The organism is Thalassolituus sp. UBA2009, from assembly GCF_002335285.1.
In the GTDB taxonomy this organism is placed as follows: domain Bacteria; phylum Pseudomonadota; class Gammaproteobacteria; order Pseudomonadales; family Oceanobacteraceae; genus Venatoribacter; species Venatoribacter alkanivorans.
The window spans coordinates 2,910-18,699 of the sequence record NZ_DDCJ01000113.1; the positions used below are offsets into that span (position 1 = coordinate 2,910).

General features: G+C 53.3%; 14 protein-coding genes and 1 pseudogene. 9 read left to right on the top strand and 6 right to left on the bottom strand.

Annotated elements, in window-relative coordinates:
• The 3 genes from B3P58_RS14335 to B3P58_RS14345 form a co-directional block, all read left to right on the top strand.
• Window positions 1–1,035, top strand: a 1,035-nt coding sequence (locus B3P58_RS14335; RefSeq protein WP_349676598.1) for a FecCD family ABC transporter permease, incomplete at its 5' end; no start/stop codon positions are given.
• Between the two features lie 30 nt (window positions 1,036–1,065).
• Window positions 1,066–1,869 carry a heme ABC transporter ATP-binding protein gene (locus B3P58_RS14340; RefSeq protein WP_145466654.1) on the top strand — a complete coding sequence of 268 codons (804 nt, stop codon included), beginning with the start codon at window positions 1,066–1,068 and terminating at the stop codon, window positions 1,867–1,869.
• A gap of 108 nt (window positions 1,870–1,977) precedes the next feature.
• Window positions 1,978–2,406 (top strand): hotdog fold thioesterase, encoded by a 429-nt coding sequence (locus B3P58_RS14345; protein ID WP_145466653.1) that lies wholly within the window; start codon window positions 1,978–1,980, stop codon window positions 2,404–2,406.
• 98 nt (window positions 2,407–2,504) lie between these two features.
• Here the strand turns inward: B3P58_RS14345 and B3P58_RS14350 are convergent, their stop codons facing one another.
• From B3P58_RS14350 to B3P58_RS14360, 3 genes are all read right to left on the bottom strand, one after another.
• Window positions 2,505–3,587, bottom strand: coding sequence for a M48 family metallopeptidase (locus B3P58_RS14350; RefSeq protein ID WP_225692852.1), 1,083 nt, complete (start codon window positions 3,585–3,587; stop codon window positions 2,505–2,507).
• Between the two features lie 31 nt (window positions 3,588–3,618).
• The gene (locus B3P58_RS14355) at window positions 3,619–4,683 is read right to left on the bottom strand and encodes a YjgN family protein (protein ID WP_225692853.1); all 1,065 of its coding nucleotides are present in this window, start codon (window positions 4,681–4,683) and stop codon (window positions 3,619–3,621) included.
• 135 nt (window positions 4,684–4,818) lie between these two features.
• Window positions 4,819–5,703 carry an MBL fold metallo-hydrolase gene (locus tag B3P58_RS14360; protein WP_286718516.1) on the bottom strand — a complete coding sequence of 295 codons (885 nt, stop codon included), beginning with the start codon at window positions 5,701–5,703 and terminating at the stop codon, window positions 4,819–4,821.
• Window positions 5,704–6,058: 355 nt separating this feature from the next.
• On the opposite strand from B3P58_RS14360, the gene B3P58_RS14365 reads away from it, so the two are divergent.
• Window positions 6,059–7,612, top strand: a complete 1,554-nt coding sequence (locus B3P58_RS14365; RefSeq protein ID WP_286718518.1) for a flavin-containing monooxygenase — start codon at window positions 6,059–6,061, stop codon at window positions 7,610–7,612.
• Entirely contained in the window at window positions 7,609–8,577 is a 969-nt protein-coding gene (locus tag B3P58_RS14370; protein ID WP_286718520.1) for a patatin-like phospholipase family protein, read from the top strand. Before B3P58_RS14365 ends, B3P58_RS14370 begins: the two co-directional genes overlap by 4 nt.
• 51 nt (window positions 8,578–8,628) lie before the next feature.
• Here B3P58_RS14370 and B3P58_RS14375 read toward each other — a convergent pair whose 3' ends face one another.
• Together B3P58_RS14375 and B3P58_RS14380 are read right to left on the bottom strand one after the other, a co-directional pair.
• Complete coding sequence (locus B3P58_RS14375) at window positions 8,629–10,023, bottom strand: PepSY-associated TM helix domain-containing protein (RefSeq protein WP_286718522.1); 1,395 nt, start codon at window positions 10,021–10,023, stop codon at window positions 8,629–8,631.
• A gap of 2 nt (window positions 10,024–10,025) precedes the next feature.
• The gene (locus tag B3P58_RS14380; RefSeq protein WP_286718524.1) at window positions 10,026–12,311 is read right to left on the bottom strand and encodes a TonB-dependent receptor; all 2,286 of its coding nucleotides are present in this window, start codon (window positions 12,309–12,311) and stop codon (window positions 10,026–10,028) included.
• A 191-nt stretch (window positions 12,312–12,502) separates the two neighbouring features.
• Here B3P58_RS14380 and B3P58_RS14385 point away from each other — a divergent pair, with 191 nt between their 5' ends.
• From B3P58_RS14385 to B3P58_RS14400, 4 genes are all read left to right on the top strand, one after another.
• Window positions 12,503–12,916 carry an NUDIX hydrolase gene (locus B3P58_RS14385; protein WP_286718526.1) on the top strand — a complete coding sequence of 138 codons (414 nt, stop codon included), beginning with the start codon at window positions 12,503–12,505 and terminating at the stop codon, window positions 12,914–12,916.
• Between the two features lie 29 nt (window positions 12,917–12,945).
• Complete coding sequence (locus tag B3P58_RS14390; RefSeq protein ID WP_286718528.1) at window positions 12,946–13,647, top strand: AraC family transcriptional regulator; 702 nt, start codon at window positions 12,946–12,948, stop codon at window positions 13,645–13,647.
• A 103-nt stretch (window positions 13,648–13,750) separates the two neighbouring features.
• Complete coding sequence (locus B3P58_RS14395; protein ID WP_286718529.1) at window positions 13,751–14,521, top strand: transglutaminase-like domain-containing protein; 771 nt, start codon at window positions 13,751–13,753, stop codon at window positions 14,519–14,521.
• A gap of 109 nt (window positions 14,522–14,630) precedes the next feature.
• Window positions 14,631–15,509, top strand: coding sequence for a methylated-DNA--[protein]-cysteine S-methyltransferase (locus tag B3P58_RS14400; protein WP_286718531.1), 879 nt, complete (start codon window positions 14,631–14,633; stop codon window positions 15,507–15,509).
• A 14-nt stretch (window positions 15,510–15,523) separates the two neighbouring features.
• Here B3P58_RS14400 and B3P58_RS14405 read toward each other — a convergent pair.
• Window positions 15,524–15,790, bottom strand: a pseudogene (locus B3P58_RS14405) (hypothetical protein); the annotation flags it as partial.

Below are 15,790 nucleotides of genomic sequence, written 5' to 3' on the forward strand. Positions count from 1 at the left end.
GCGTTGCGTCAGGCGCTGTTAATTTTTACCGCCGCCGGGTTACTGGTTTTGCTGATTTTATTATCGCTGCGTACCGGCCCGGTAGAATTAACCAATGCCCAGGTGCTGCAGTCGTTATGGAATGCCATCACCTTTGCCGACATTCAGGGGCAGAGCGACTGGGTGGTGCGTGAATTACGCCTGCCGCGCACTCTTCTGGCGGTGCTTATCGGTGCGGGTCTGGCGGCGGCCGGAGCGGTTACTCAGGGAGTTTTCCGTAATCCGCTGGCCGACCCCGGATTAATCGGTGTTGCCAGTGGCGCGGCACTGGCGGCGGTTGCCGTTATTGTTTTAAAAGATTCTCTGCTGGCGTTCTGGGTCGTGGTTATGGGGCCTCTGGCCTTACCGATTGCTGCATTTCTCGGCGGTCTGGCAGTTACTCTGGTGATTTACCGTTTAGGTACCCGTAATGGTCAGACGCAGGTAGCAACGCTGCTATTGGCAGGCGTGGCCATTAACGTATTAACCGGAGCATTAACCGGCATTCTTACCTACATGGCCGACGATCAGGCATTGCGTTCTATGACGTTCTGGTCAATGGGTAGTCTGGCTCACGGTCGCTGGCCGGAAATTGCGGCCCTCAGTATCTGTATTATTTTGCCTTTATGTTTTCTGCCGCGTTTTGCGCGGTTATTAAATGCATTATTACTGGGCGAAGCGGTAGCAACCCATCTTGGTTATCGCGTGCAACAGGCCAAGCTTTGGTTAATTGCGGCAGCCGCGTTAATGGTTGGTGCCGGTGTCGCCGTGGCCGGCATGATTGGTTTTATCGGTCTGGTGGTGCCGCATTTATTGCGTCTGTTAATCGGGCCGGATCACCGTGCGTTATTACCGGCCTCTGTGTTATTGGGCGCTTCGTTGTTATTGATTGCCGATATGATTGCCCGTACCTGGCTGGCACCGGCTGATTTACCTGTGGGGCTGGTTATGGCGGTGATTGGCGGACCGGTATTTTTAAGCCTGCTGTTGCAGCAGGTAAAACACAACCGTGGCTGAACGGGGAGCTGTCAGCAACAGGAGCAGATAATGCTGAATGTTAAACACCTGAGTGTGAATCTGGGAAGCGCTGCAGGCCGATCATCAAAAACACTTCTGAACGATATTAATCTGCATCTGGGTTATGGAGAAAAACTGGCGGTACTGGGTGCTAACGGGGCCGGTAAATCGACGCTGCTGAAGTGCATGTGTGGTGAATTCAGTAATTATCAGGGCGATATTATTCTGGATCATTTATCGCTTAAATTCTGGAACGGCGCTGAACGTGCGCGGCAGATGGCGGTGATGCCACAAAAAGTGGAGCTGGCATTTCCGTTCCGTGTAGATCAGGTCGTGGCTCTGGGGCGCGCTCCCCACGGTGACGAACTGCACAGCACCGCGCTGCAGCGGGCGGCCATGCAGTGTGCTGATGTCTGGCATCTGCGCCGGCGCAATTATTCCGGGTTATCCGGCGGTGAACAGCAACGGGTGCAGCTGGCACGGGTACTGGCGCAGATCTGGCAAGCGGAGAAAAACAGCGATGGCCGCGAACTGCCGCGTTATTTATTGCTCGACGAATGCACCTCGGCCCTCGACCCGGCCCATCAGCACAGCATTATGCAGCGTGTTGGTGAATTTGCCGGGCAGGGTGTTGCCGTACTGGCGGTGATGCACGACATCAGCCTGGCGGCCTGCTGGGCTGACCGGGTGCTGATCTTACGCCACGGCGAAGTACTGGCCTGTGGTGCGGTGGAGTTACTGGCGGATGCGCAGTTACTGGCCGAAGCTTATGCGCTGGATATGCCGCTGGCGCAGCGTTATGCGCAGCAAAATCTGGGCTGGATGCAGGCCTGATACAGATTGTTCTTCAATAGCCGCTAAAGTCGGGGTGCATGGCCCCGGGCTTTCTGATAAAAAACTTATCTGCAGAAATACAACAAACACACAGAAGCAGAGGTTTTGATGAGCAGTATCTGGTTTGCCACCCCCGACATCGCGGATATGAACCGCCAGATGGAAAATACCGCCTGTAGTAATCTGGGCATTGTTATTACCGAAGTCGGTGATGATTATGTTGCCGGTACTATGCCTGCCGATGAGCGCACCTTTCAGCCGGTTGGGCTGGTACACGGTGGCGCCAACGTATTATTTGCCGAAACTCTGGGCAGCATGGCGGCCAACCTGTGTCTGGATAACAGCAAGGAATATGCGGTGGGGCAGGAAATTAATGCCAACCATCTGCGTGGCGTGCGCTCCGGTGAATTAACCGGTATCGCCAGACTGGTACACAAAGGCCGCAGCTCTCAGGTCTGGGAAATCCGTATTAATAACGCCGAAGGCAAGCTGAGCTGTATTTCACGTCTGACCATGGCCGTCATTGCGGCGCAATAAACAGAGAGAGCGCAATAAGCAGCAAGAGAGCGCAGTAAACTGCGAAAGAGCGATACCTGTTTACCGGTATCGCTTTTTTCTTCACCGCAATCAGAGCATTATTTTGTGTCTGGCTGCCATTCTTCAGCAGCTTTAATCCGCTCTAATGTATCCGGGTGTGAACTCAGATATTCCAGTAATTCCTTACCGTTGTCTTCACCGTTCCCATTGCCCTGCAGTTGTTCATCGCTGGCACCGTGGGATTTCATCAGTGCGCGCATAGCATTGGCAAAATCCACCGGCGAATGACCGATTTTATGCAACTGGGTGTAGGCATAAGCATCGGCTTCACGTTCCATATCGCGCGAAAATGCGCTTTGCAGCAAGCTGGTGCCGGCACCAATAATCATTTCTCCGGCACCGTCGATATCGCCGAACATCATGGCAAACATCATGGTGGTCGCCGTGGCCTGCGCCAGTGTTTTCAAGCTGTGCTTATGTTCAACATGACCAATCTCGTGCAGCAGAACCGCATTGAGCTGCTCCGGGTGATCCTGCATCAGCTCAACAATTCCGTCGGTCAGAATCACGCTGCCGTCGGGCAGGGCAAAGGCATTGGCGCCGATATTGCTGGCACGGAAATATAAGCGGAATTTATCCTCTGGCAGTTCCAGTCGCTGCAGAATGGCATGCCAGTCGGCGGTGATCTTTTCCTGTTGTTCGTTGCTGACCTGAGTGGGTTCCATATAAAACCGGTCAAGCAGGTCCAGGGTTTGTTCACCCAGTTCGGTGGCAACAAATTCGGGTAAATACTGCACGCTGGCACTGGCGGCGGAAGGAATCACTTTGTGTACCATCAGCCAGATAAAACCCGGAACCAGAATAACTGCGGCCAGTACAGCTACCCAGTGGGTTTCAAGCCAGGCCGGTAAACGTTTGGCACCGGATAAACCCGGCCAGCGATAGGATGCATCGGTGGGAATAAAACGGGCGCCGTCGGCAAAGATTAATTCGGCCGGCAGGCCAGGAATAATATCGCCATACTGCATATCCTGAGCGTTACTGTAATGCAGTGGGCGCTGATCATTGGCGGCGATAATCTGTACGCTGCCATTATCATTAATACGGGCAATGGCCGGGTGTGCTTCTGCACGACCGGCCAGCTGGAAGGTGCCCGCAATGGGTGAGCTATCGGTTGCCATGCGGGCTTCTCCCTTTGGGTTTACTGATTAATCAGGTCAGTGACAGATCCGCGTCAAACAGACCGGCGGCTTCTTCGCCAAAGGCGGAGTATTTATCATCAACCGTATTTACCAGATGATCTGCGGCTGGTTGCAGATTAACCAGTGTGGCATCCGCAAGAAATTTGTTTTTACGGATCTGGGTTACCGGATAGGCCAGACCCAGAGTAAATATCAGCAGCAGTGAGTTAGACAGCATCAGCCAGATATAAGGCTTCACTTCCACACTGGAATTAAAAGACACCACGCCATCAATGCTCAGGTTGTTCATTACATGGTTGCGGATCATGCTCTGATACACCGCACCAATTACATAACCAAACATGAAATAGCTGATTGCGATAATGACCAGGCCGCCCAGTGCCGCAGGGTTTTCAGCAGCCAGAGCGGCAAATACGCCACCACCCAGAAGGGCCAGAGCAATAAAATACAGAACAGACAGACCAATGCAGACCAGAACGGCTTTGTAGTAGTAACCGGCTGAAGAATTCAGGCTGAAGTTATGACCGCCAAAGCTGATGGAGTCATGAATATATTTTTGCAGACGCTGAATTACCCACGGCATAGCCAGACCAAAGGTCAGAGCGCCGAGAACAGGCAGCAGAATAAAGTGCAGTAATACTCCGCCGTAGTTGGCATCAAAAGAAAAACGCACATTACGGTAGGCGGTCATGCGCAGGGTAAAACGCAGTCCCTGAATCAGCAGCCATGGCAATGCAATCAGTAACAGCAGCATTAATACCAGGTTGGCAACCGGATGCAGGCTGGAAACAATCACATATAAACCAAAAAGAATTACCGCAATAATACGGCCGCGCAGAATCTGCAGTGGAGTAGCCAGATACTGTAAACGATGACCTTCAACCTGAGTGTGACCATACAGGTATTGGGTATTGCGGACTTTGGCCCAGGCACTGTAAATGCCCAGAGTGAGAATGCTGAGCAGCATATTCACCAGCCAGAGTTTCAGGTATTCACCTTTTTTACCGGAAAAAATAACCGGCAGGGTGCGGGTTTCGCCAGCATTGCTGTTGGCAGAAGAAACAGATGGATTCATCCGGATACGTCCTTGTTTGATTGGGCCGCAATTTATAACGAAATCAACGGCGGGCTGCAATCCTGTCAGCCGCCGAAAGAGTATATGGGTAAGGATTTTTTGTAACAGATCACAATGATTTGTTATATGGAGCGATTACAGCGGATAGATCAGCGCCTGCCGGATAAGATTACTTTTAGAGATGTTGTAACGCGATGCTTTGGCCAGAAAATCTTCCGGCCCCAGTATGCGGACAACAATATCCTCTTCTTTCAGCCCCTGTTGCTGCAATTGCTGCGCCTGCTCACACAGCCGGTAAAGGTTGTCGCGTTTTTCCTGCAGTGCGGCTTTGCCATCTTCAACAATGCCACGGTGTGGACAGAATAAGACGCTGAAATCCAGCGCCAGCAGTTTATCCAGACTGTGAATCAGATCGCCCAGATGCTCATCGCTGCGCAGATATTTCAGTGATTTGGAAATATACATATCGCCGCTGAATAAATATTTCTGCGCTGGCATAAACAGGCAGGTTAAATCTTTGGCGTGGCCGGGAGTATGCACAGGAATAACCGGGCTGCCATCGCTCAGCGTCAGGTTGTTATGCAAAGCCTGGGTCGCTACCGGCCGGGGGCTGCCCCAGATAATTTTTTGCAACAACGGGGTGCGATAACCGCGTGCCAGTTTTTCCTGCCCCTGAACCGGTGCATAGGGCAAAACGCCGGTCAGCTGGCTGATACGACGGGCATTACCGCTGTGGTCTTCATGGTGATGGGTAATTAACAGCTGGCGCAGCGGCGTGTGTTGCTGACTGCGCTCCAGTACCTGCTTTACTTCACGCCACTGGTTGGATGGGCCGGTATCAATCAGTGTGTCGCCAATACGATAGACAATAAAGGTGGTATTAATCCCCAGATTAAAACGACCGACACGGGTGCCGGTAACGGAATGCTCACCATTGTCGTAACGGTATTCTTTGCGGATCGGCATGGTCAGAGTTGCCCTGGCGTCGTTATTATTTTTGAAGTGGCAGTATGGATTCAAAACAGACCGGGGTTAATAGCCTTATGGCGCAGTCTTTATGGCAAAAATGCCAGTTTCTGCCGCAGCGGAGCTATTAAACAGGGGGCAGGAGCGCAAAGCAGGGCTGGGTTTTACGGTGGGCACCTGTGCTTTGCGGACAATATACCGTGGCAAAGAACAAAGGAGCTGACACGAATCCACCCGCAGGCAGGCGGCCATTATCCGCCAGACCAGAGACGGCGCGGCTCTGGCGCGAAGTGTGGCTGCTTTTGCCTGACGACCTGGGCGTCCCTATCAAAATTGACGAGCTATTCCGCTTTGGGTAGTCTGCACTAAAACGGAATGGGTAATCAGCTTTGAGCCGGGAACAATAACAATGAAAAAAACACACTGGGATACCATCATCATCGGTGCCGGCGTCAGTGGTATTGGCGCTGCAATTAAACTACTGGAGCAGGGCTTCAGCGATTTTCTGATTCTGGAAAAATACCCGGATCTGGGTGGTTGCTGGCGCGACAATACCTATCCGGGTTGTGCCTGCGATGTACCCTCGGCGCTGTACTCGTATTCGTTTGCGCAAAAGCCGGACTGGAGCCGTGCCTTTGCACCGCAGGCGGAAATTCTCAGTTATGTGCGCAGCACAGCAGAGCGTTTTGGTATAACGCCTTTTATCCGTTATGGCATCGCAGTGGAAGACAGTTTCTGGCAGGAAGAGTCGCAGCAGTGGTTAATTAAAACCGCAGAGGGCGATGTTAAAACTGAGCTGACGGCCAACAAAGTCATTTCGGCGGTGGGTTATCTGCATGAACCCATTATGCCGAAGCTGCCGGGTCTTAAGGAATTTAACGGTGAGGTGTTTCATTCCTCACGCTGGAATCACGACTGTGATTTAAACGGCAAGCGGGTGGCGGTGATCGGTACCGGTGCCTCGGCCATTCAGTTTGTGCCGGAAATACAGCCAAAAGTTGGCAAGCTGAGTATTTTCCAACGCACGCCACAATGGATTCTGCCCAAACCCGATCACCGTATTCCGGCCATTGAGCGTGCATTCTTCCGTTTGCCGTTAACTCTGAACAGCTGGCGTAAACTCATTTACACCGGCTTTGAGGCCTTTGGCGTCGGTTTCCGCAAACCGCTGTTATTAAAGTGGATGCAAAAAATCGCCACCGCGCACATTAACCGCAAGATTAAAGACCCGGAATTACGCCGCAAATTAACCCCGGATTACACCATGGGCTGTAAGCGTGTATTGCTGTCAAATAATTATTATCCGGCGGTGGCACAAAGCAATGTTGAGGTGCTGGCCACCGGTGTTAAAGAAATCCGTGGCAATACTGTGGTTGGTCAGGATGGCAGCGAAGCCGACGTGGATGTGATTATTCTTGGCACCGGTTTTCATGTGTCTGATGTGCCTATTGCCCGCCATGTACATGGTCGCGATGGTCGTTCGCTGGATGATGTCTGGCAGGGCAGTCCGGAGGCTTACCGTGGCACCTGTATTCATAATTTTCCGAATTTCTTTTTAATTCTTGGTCCTAATCTGGCGATTGGTCATAACTCGGCCTTTATCGTGATCGAAGCTCAGATTAATTACATTATGGGCGCAATAAAAACCATGCAGCGTAATCAGCTGCAGACGCTGGAAGTAAAAGCTGAGGTGCAGCAGGGTTATAACCAACGGGTGCAGCAGGAACTGCAGGGAACGGTCTGGAATACCGGTGGCTGCTCCAGTTATTACCTCGATCAGAATGGTAAAAACAGTATCGGTTTTCCCTGGAGTACTTACCGTATGCGCCAGCTGTTAAGCCGTTTTGATATGGCGTCTTATTTTGGTCTGGCAAAGGTTGACTGGGCGGCTCAGAACATAACAGCCAACAGCACGAAAAAAACAACAGCACGGCGGAAAAAAGCCACGGAGGCCAGCGTATGAATCAGCCAAAACGGGCGCTGGTGTTGGGTTGTGGTGCCGTTGCCGGTGGTGCCTGGAGCATTGCTGCGCTGCAGGCGGTGAGTAAACAGCTGAACTGGAATCCGGCCGATGCCGATATTCTGGTGGGCACTTCGGTCGGCGCAGTGCTGGCTGCACTGCTTGCCAGTGGTGTCAGTCTGGAGCGCTTAGTCGCCGCGCAAAATAATGAGCCGCAGCAAGGCTGTTACTGGAACCATGCGACCGACTCCGGCGGTAAATTACCGCCCTGGCCACAATGGAAATTCAGTGGCCCGGCGTTATTTAAAAAAGCCTTAAACCGTGAAGTCAGTTTACTAACCGGACTCTGCGGAATTTTGCCCCGCGGCCGTACCGATATGTCGGGCTTTGTGCGTCTTATTCAGTCGGCATCGGCTGGTGATCTCTGGCCACAAGCACTACAGAGCGGACAGCAAACAGAGAAAAAACTCTGGCTGATGGCAGTGGATGCAAAAACCGCCGAGCGCCGTGCCATTGGCAGTCAGGCCGATGATTTTACTCAGGTACCATTATCGCGTGCGGTGTGTGCATCCTATGCGGTGCCGGGTTGTTGTCCGCCGGTGAATATTCAGGGGAATACCTACCTGGATGGCGGCATTATGTCACCGGCGTCGGCGGATTTACTGGTTAACGAAGACGTCGATGAAGTCATTATTATCGCACCGATGGCATCACGCTGGCCTGGTAAAGCCGGCAGTCTTTTTAATGCCGTTGAGCGTTACGCCCGCAAGGGGATGACACGCATAGTAGACCGTGAAGAAGCTATGCTGCGTGCCGCCGGTAAACGGGTTATCCGCATTGAACCGAACGAAGATGACCTGCACGCCTTTGGCTGGAATCTGCTTGATCCGGCACGGCGGCAGGGCGTGTTTGATACCGCGTTATTAACCACGCCGGCAACGGTAGCTCAGGCCATTGCTATGGCCTGAGCCCGGGTCTGAGTCTGGGCCTGAGTCTGGGCCTGAGTCAGGATCAGATGTTTAGCTGTTCAGCGGTGTTGCCGTCGTTAAGTTGCCCGTTAATCTGTCTGGCAGCGCAAAGTCCAGTAAGGCAAAGCCCAGCAATGCCAGACCGCTTAACGGGAACAGTAGCGCAAAGCTGATCAGCAGCAACAGCCATAACGGGTTTAATGTTTTATCCGCAGCCGGCGGGCGTAACAGGCTGCCTTTACTTGGCGAGCGGCGCTTCCACCACAACACCAGACCAGCCAGTGCCAGCAACATTAATAACAGGCAGGCGATAATGTTGAGCCACAGATTCCACAGCCCCGCCTGACCTTTATGCAGGGCAATTCCGGCGGCCATGCTTTTTGCCAGCAGGTTGTAATTATTCCAGCCAATATCGGCTAACACCCGACCATCCGCCGGGTTGATATGCACCGTTCTGTCCTGTATGGGATCGGTAATATCACCGCTGCTGGTTGAGGCAATCAGGGTATATACGCCTTGTTCACCGCGCGGAAAGCTGAGGCGGAAATAACCGGGCAGAAGTTGTTTGCCGATATTTATAATCTGTTGCGCTGTAAGCGGATGCGCGGCGGCAGGTTCTGCTATCGGGATCGGCAATTGCTCGGCACTCCAGGATATTTCATTCAGATTTCCACTGTTTAACGTCGCGGTATCCGGCATGGCGCTGTGGTGCCCGGCATGAGGATTAACTGCTGAATTTTTCTCCGGCTGCCAGAATTGGGCCGATTTTTCTGCGGGAAAACTGCCCCAGGGTTGTACGATTTTTTGCCCCCATACGCCGCTCCAAGCCAGGCCACTTAAGGCAAAAAATACCAGTAGCAGACTCAGCCATAATCCCAGCGCGCCATGCAGCTGGCGCCAGCGTGAGCGTTTATGATGCAGGGCTAATGGGATACGCCATAAAGAACTTTTACGGCTGCGTGGCCAGTGCAGGTAGAGCCCGGATATTAATAAAAAAATACACAGGCCTGCAGAGGCTTCGAGCAAAGCATCACCAAACCATCCGGCCATCAGGGTGCCATGAATATCATCGGCAATGGCATACCAGGTATCCGCTAACGCCATACTGCCAATGATGCTGGCCCGGTAAGGATCAACAAAAACAATACGGTTGCTGTTACCTTCGCGGATATGAAAACGTGCACTGCTGTGCGGTGTTTTGGCCGGCAGGTACTGTTCAATCGCTGCGTTCGGAAAGGCTGTTTTTACGGCCTGGTATTGGTCGTCGGCAGATAGCTGCTGAGCGCTGGGGCTAACGGTTAAATAATCGTCAAACTGCCATTGTTCCAGCTGTGGTTGCAGCAACATGACAATTCCGCTCAGGGCCAGAATGAGCATAAAGGGCAGTACAAATAATCCGGCATAAAAATGCCAGCGCCAGATTTTCCGGTAGAGATTATGGTTCATTATCAGAAGCGGTAACCGCCCTCCAGATACAGTGTGCGTGACGGATAAGGGTGATGAACGTAGGCTACCCGGTCAGTAATATTATCGGCACCAACCGACAGCTGAGCATGGCGGTTAAACTGGTAACGCATCCTGGCATCGATAAAGGTGTAGGCATCAATCGCACCGAATACGCGCTGCTCGTGGTCGCTGTTATCCAGTTCGTTATAGCTGTCGCTGATATGGCGCACACTGGTGCTGAAATCCAGTGCTGTACTCTGATGCCAGGTCAGAGTCAGATTCTGACTCCAGCGCGGAATACGCGGCATATCTTTGCCTTCGCTGTCAGCCACGCCGTCGTTTTTATCAATACGGGAACGCAGGGCGGTGGCATTAAAACGCACATCGAGCTGCGGCATAAACAGCGCGCGGCGCTGCAGGCTGATATCGGCTCCGCGGGTTGATACGCGGTCGATATTCAGAAACGAACTGACGGTCAGCGGATTACCGAAAGCATCGGTATAAATGCCACTCTGGTTAAAAATAGTGTCGCGGATTTTTTCGTAAAACAGATTAATCTTCAGGCTTTGCCGGCCATCATCGAACTGAATATTGAGGTTATGGTGGATACCGGTTTCGGGCTTCAGACTGGCATTGGCAATTTGTTGTACATCGTCGTTGCTGGCATTTTCGTACAGCTCTTCAACGATAGGAAAACGTACCGCGCGGGCAAGGGAATAACGGCTGTGCCACAGCGGAGCCAGTTGCCAGCCAAGGGAAAATTTGGGTGATACGGCGCTTTCGTTGCGGTCCGGATTTTCGTCATTGCCTTTAAAGCCGTTCAGCCCCTGCCAGCGCTCATGGCGCAGGCCCAGTGTCAGATCCAGTGTATTGGTAAATTGCCAGCCATAGTCGGCAAAAATTGCCTGTATACGCGTTTCACCACCCGATAACGGTGTCTGTCCGGCACTTTGTCCGGAGGCATAATCGTAAGCGCCTTTTTCCAGCTCAAGCTGATAATCACCATAGTGATAACCGAGCAACAGGTTCATATCACGGCGGCCAAACACTCTCTGTGTGCCGCTTTTAATATCCGCCGTCTGCCAGCCGGTATCGCGGAAATTCTGAATATCACCACTGCCATCCCAGGCAGGATCAGCCGGGTTTCTGGCCGAGCGTATCTGCTCGTCTTTTAAAATATCAAACTGGCTGATATCCGCCTGCCAATACCAGCTGCCCGCTATTGGCAGAGTCACGCCCAGCGCACTGAGCAGCGAATGGCGGTCTTGCCGGCTGTGGCGGAAACTGCTGCCACTGAGGCTGTAGTTATGACCATCCTGACTGATATTGCCGCTGTAAACGGTATTACCGCCGGCGTCACGTATCAGGCTGCGGGCATCGGTATTATTATTCTGCCGTTGCTCATAGACCAGGCTGGCGCGGACTTCGCCGTCGGGCAGATTGTAGCGTGCGCGGATTTTATATAAATCAGTCAGGGTTTCGGCGATACCGGCATCACCATAATACAGCACCGGGTTGCCCTTACTGTCCCGCCCCTGAATTCCGCCTCTGGCCGGACTGCCGGTGGTTGGTTTTTCGGCGCTGTAATAAAAGCTTTGTGGCTGACCATCATTTTGCAAACGCTGAAAACCAGCCAGTAACTGCAGGTTACCAAAACGCTCGCCCCAGCTGGTGTATAAATGCTGGCCGGATAATTGTTGTTTACGGCCGATGCGGTCGTAGTCCTGCACAAAGCTGCTGCCTTCAATGCTGATTTCCCGCTCGTCGGGCAGACGGGTCTGAATATTAACAACCCCGCCCATGGCGTTGCCGGAATATTCCGCTGCAAAAGGGCCGTACAGAATATCCACCTGCTGGATTTCGGCCGGTGCAACAACCGACCAGCGCGGTGCACCACTGTAGCGTGTCTGCAGGTGATAATGCAGTGGCATACCATCAGCAAAAACCAGCGAACGGGTGGTCTGGAACATATTGCTGCCGCGCATGCCGAGGGTGGCATTCGGATCACCGATGTAACGTTTACGTACGATAATACCGGGCTGGTCACGTACGGCATCTTCGGTATTAATAAAGTTGATGCTCTGTAATTGCTCGCGGGTTATTTCCCGCAGCGGGGTGCTGACATTTTGTGGCATACCACTGGCACGGCTGACCTGCGGTTCCAGCTCGGCATCAGCGGCAGATACATTCTTGCCTGCGAACAGCAGGGGTAATAACAGGGGGAATAACAAGGGCAGGGGTGTGGTTGCCAGCAGGCGGGCAGGAGCGATTGACGTCGGCTGAGCCATTACAGCATTCCATATCTGAAAATTTGCGCGACGATAGCAGAAAGTTCCCGGCCTTCCCCTGCGGCGACTTGTCGCACCTGATCTTGCCCCGATAAAACGGACATGCGCTCTGTCCGGCTTGTGATGCGGAGCTTGTACCCGGAGCGCAGGCTGGTTATAACAATGCACCATTTAATCTTCAGGATATCGCCATGTCCGCTGCTATTACTCCTCAGCCCTTTGCGCCCTGTGTGTCCTTTATTCTGCTGCGCGATGATTGTGTATTGCTGGAAAAACGCCGCGACGATAAAGAAATCGATCCGGGTCTGGTGATGGTGCCGGGCGGGCATATGGAAGAAGGCGAACATCAGCACGACACGTTGCTGCGCGAGCTGGATGAAGAGCTGGGCATCCGGCCGCTGAATGCCCGTTACGTCTGCTCATTACTGCACCCCACCGACGAGCTGCAGCTGCTGCATTATTATTTAATTACCGAATGGCACGGCAATATTCAGGCCCACGAGGCTGAAGCCGTATTCTGGCAGCCCTTGTCGGAGCTGGGGGCGCTGGATATTACGCCCGACCATACCGCCATTGCCGAAGCGCTGCGTTTATATGGCGCTTAATTATTTAATCAATGCGGTAAACAATTCCTGTGCTGATTATTAAACCCGGCATTCTGGCCTTTTACAGCCCGCATATACTCGCCGATAAACATCAGCATGCGGCTCTGCAACTGGTGTGGCCCGGCGCGCAGGGGCACTGGCAGCTGAACGCTGAAAAAGGCACAGGCCCGTTGCTGATTGCACCGCAAGCGGAGCACGATCTGGCCGCAGAACACTGCTGGGTTATTTTGCTGGAGCCTCTGTCTGTTGCCGGTAAACATGCTTTGCAACACATGAATGGCCAGCTGTTGGTATCCCTGCCTGGCCCGGCATCTGCGGCTGACTGCACAGAGTTACTGGCGGCGTTAAGCCATTTGCTGGGGCTTGATAAACAGGCATTTAATCTGCAAATAACCGACAGCCGCCTGCTGCGACTGCAGCAGCAACTGGATCAGTGTTTTAACGGCGGCTGCATCAAACCTTCGCAATGGCGTGCGCGGGATATTGCCGCCGGACTGGCGTTGTCGGAGAGCCGTTTTCTGCATCTGTTCCGTGAGCAGATGCACATGCCCTGGCGGCCCTATCTGTTATGGCGCCGCCTGCTCTGTGCGGTGCAGGCGTTACATCAGGGCAAGAGTGCGACCAATGCAGCGCAGGATGCGGGCTTTGCCGACAGCGCTCATCTGAGCCGGACTTTCCGTCGTCATTTTGGGTTATCGGTGCGCGAGGCGCTGCAGCTGGCCCGCAATTGATCACCACCATTAATCTCCACCATAAATCACACGAGCAAGTCAGCCAGTTTATTCAAGTTATCAGCCTGTACCGGCGTTAGTCTGGTAAAAAAACAGGAGCACTATGATGACTGATACGGCAAACACCTTTAATACCAGCAATGCATCGGTTAATACCGACACCAGCGCGGATAGCTATCTGGCCACAACTCCCATGCTGGATTATCAGCATCCGGCCATTCAGCAGCTGATTCAGCAACAGGGCTGGCACCAGCTGGATACCCGCCAGCAGATTGCAGAGGTTTATCGTTTTGTGCGCGACGATATCCGCTTTGGCTACAACGCCGATGACAGCCTCAGCGCGAGTAAGGTGTTGAGTGATGGTTACGGCCAGTGCAATACCAAAGGCACGCTGCTGATGGCGCTGTTGCGGGCGCTGGGCATTCCTGCCCGCTTTCACGGTTTTACCATTTATAACGAGCTGCAGAAGGGGGCGATTCCGCTGTGGATGTTCGCCTTTGCACCCGCACGCATTCTGCACAGTTGGGTCGAAATTTATTACGATGGCCGCTGGCTGGAAATAGAGGGTTATATTATCGACCAGCCGTATCTGCAGCAGGTGCAGAAAGCCTTTGCCAGCGAGTGTGAAGCTTTCAGTGGTTATGGCATTGCCACGCCCTGTCTGCAAAAACCACAGAACGACTGGCAGGGCGGCAATACCTATATTCAGAAAGAAGGCATTGCCGACGACTACGGCGTTTATAACACGCCGGATGAATTTTACGCGGCGATGGGCACCAACCTGCGCGGGCTAAAACGTATTCTGTACCGTTATCTGCTGCGCTATCTGATGAATATCAATGTCAGAAAAATCCGTCGCGCCGGTATCCGTTAAGCGCAAGATCCGGGTTGTGTTCGTGGCCCGGATTTTTATGATGAAGTGAATTGGACCTGTTTCACTTAGTGCTAACAGGCCCTAATACCCAACCGGCGCGGAGCTGCTTATGTCTGACTATCAACGAATCGCAACGGCTATCCGTTTTATTACGGAGCATGCGCGCGAGCAGCCAGCGCTGGAGGATATTGCAGCGGCGGTTAATCTCAGCCCTTTTCATTTTCAGCGTCTGTTCAGTCAGTGGGCGGGCACCAGCCCCAAACGTTTTCTGCAGGTATTAACACTGGAGCGCGGTAAATTCCTGCTGCGTCAGCAATTGCCCTTACTGGAAGCGGCCGATGAACTGGGCTTAAGCGGCAGCAGCCGGCTGCACGATCATTTTGTTCAGCTGGAAGCGGTAACGCCGGGTGAATATCAGCGCGCCGGCGCCGGGCTGACCATCCGTTACGGCGTGGCAGACACGCCCTTTGGCCCGATGTTTATTGCGCAAACCCCCCGTGGTCTGTGCCGGGCTGCCTTTATCCGCAGCGACAATGACTTAACCGACCCGCAACAAAAGCATAAAGAACTCAGCGCTGGCGAAGAACTGACCGCGTTACAGGCTGAATGGCCGGCGGCCGGTTGGCACGAAGATAACGCCGCGGCACAACAGCTGGTCGCCACGCTGTTTACCCGCAAGCGCAGTGATGCTGGTGCGCCGTTGTCGCTGCATGTGCGTGGCACCAATTTTCAGCTGGCGGTCTGGCGCGCGTTATTAACCATTCCTGCCGGCCATGCGCTCAGCTATGGCCAGCTGGCGGCGCAGCTGGGGCAGCCAACGGCGGCACGGGCGATTGGTAATGCGGTTGGCGCCAACCCGGTGGCCTTTATGATTCCCTGTCACCGGGTGATTCAGCAGAGCGGGGCGCTGGGCGGTTATCGTTGGGGGCCGCTGCGTAAGCAGGTTATGCAGAGCTGGGAACGGCTGCGGCTGGCGGCTGAGGAGTAGCCGCAGCCGCCGTATCAGGCGGTTGCTTCTTGCCGGGCAAAAGAAAATACAAACGGAAAACGACCGAGTATTTTTTCAGCGGCCCGGCGTTGTGGGTCACTGTCCTGTTCAAGATAAATCAGCAGCTGCATACCTTTTTGTTTGGTGTCTTCCACCAGTAATTGCGCACAGGCGATGCCGGCCTGCTCCAGAGCTTCGATTAATGCTGAGTGAATTTCGAGTTTTTTCAGGGCGGGTTTAAAAATTTTGCCGACCGGGGTGAGGGGGATGGCGTCGGTCAG

Excerpts from the sequence above, each read along its gene's own strand:
- B3P58_RS14355 (WP_225692853.1), bottom strand. The coding sequence starts at position 4,683 with ATGAATCCATCTGTTTCTTCTGCCAACAGCAATGCTGGCGAAACCCGC.
- B3P58_RS14370 (WP_286718520.1), top strand. The coding sequence starts at position 7,609 with ATGAATCAGCCAAAACGGGCGCTGGTGTTGGGTTGTGGTGCCGTTGCC.
- B3P58_RS14385 (WP_286718526.1), top strand. The coding sequence starts at position 12,503 with ATGTCCGCTGCTATTACTCCTCAGCCCTTTGCGCCCTGTGTGTCCTTT.
- B3P58_RS14375 (WP_286718522.1), bottom strand. The coding sequence starts at position 10,023 with ATGAACCATAATCTCTACCGGAAAATCTGGCGCTGGCATTTTTATGCC.
- B3P58_RS14380 (WP_286718524.1), bottom strand. The coding sequence starts at position 12,311 with ATGGCTCAGCCGACGTCAATCGCTCCTGCCCGCCTGCTGGCAACCACA.
- B3P58_RS14400 (WP_286718531.1), top strand. The coding sequence starts at position 14,631 with ATGTCTGACTATCAACGAATCGCAACGGCTATCCGTTTTATTACGGAG.
- B3P58_RS14345 (WP_145466653.1), top strand. The coding sequence starts at position 1,978 with ATGAGCAGTATCTGGTTTGCCACCCCCGACATCGCGGATATGAACCGC.
- B3P58_RS14395 (WP_286718529.1), top strand. The coding sequence starts at position 13,751 with ATGATGACTGATACGGCAAACACCTTTAATACCAGCAATGCATCGGTT.
- B3P58_RS14365 (WP_286718518.1), top strand. The coding sequence starts at position 6,059 with ATGAAAAAAACACACTGGGATACCATCATCATCGGTGCCGGCGTCAGT.
- B3P58_RS14350 (WP_225692852.1), bottom strand. The coding sequence starts at position 3,587 with ATGGCAACCGATAGCTCACCCATTGCGGGCACCTTCCAGCTGGCCGGT.
- B3P58_RS14340 (WP_145466654.1), top strand. The coding sequence starts at position 1,066 with ATGCTGAATGTTAAACACCTGAGTGTGAATCTGGGAAGCGCTGCAGGC.